The following is a 631-nucleotide window of genomic DNA, read 5'->3' as shown; positions in this document are numbered from 1 at the left end:
CCCGGCCCATACACGATGATATCCATCGTGACATCCCTTGGCTGTCTATTCTCATGCTTTCCTTCTGCGTATGCAGTGAGCGTCGGCACATCCGGATCTGTGACATAAACGCGCGTGGATGAGCGGGCAACCGCAACGCCTGGCGCTGTCCAGTGCGCCGCGATGATAACTTTATGTGGGTCGATTCCTTCATAGGTAGGGATAGTCCAGGTGCCGTTAAATGTAATCCGCCCCTGGAACAAAACCCGACAGCAAGCCTGCTCAGTGGTAATTAATGTGAAATTAGCACCCCCCTGAAGGAGCAAGCCAGCCGTTGAACCCTCAGGAGGAAGCTGAAAGATGCTCACATTAGTGGTAACTCTGGATACATCATCACCGACAGTGCTTGCCATCTGGAGCGTTAACGATGAGCCATTATCAACAAAGCCAGTCAGATAGGCGATGCCCACACCAGAGTCCACCGCCGTTGATGCAGGTATTAACATTATTGAGCTTCCGGGTATTCTGCCGGGTAGTGCGACTGTCTGGTTCCCCGCCTTGCGCTCTTCTGTTATCGGCTGTAGGCTTAACAGAAGCAGGCTGGAAAGTGAGTTGCTCAATTACCGGTTCGGTCATGCTGACTCCAAAAACA

At 52.3% G+C, this 631-nt stretch carries 1 protein-coding gene; it reads right to left on the bottom strand.

Annotation, left to right across the window (positions count from 1 at the left end; all coding sequences use genetic code 11):
* Positions 1 to 485, bottom strand: a 485-nt coding sequence (locus tag M977_RS23875) for a DUF6453 family protein (protein ID WP_157092146.1), incomplete at its 3' end; no start/stop codon positions are given.
* Positions 486 to 631 lie beyond the last annotated feature (146 nt).

It is taken from the genome of Buttiauxella gaviniae ATCC 51604 (assembly GCF_001654835.1).
Taxonomy (GTDB): Bacteria; Pseudomonadota; Gammaproteobacteria; order Enterobacterales; family Enterobacteriaceae; genus Buttiauxella; species Buttiauxella gaviniae.
Note: the sequence above shows the minus strand (reverse complement) of the source record. Positions and strands in the feature narration are given on the sequence as shown.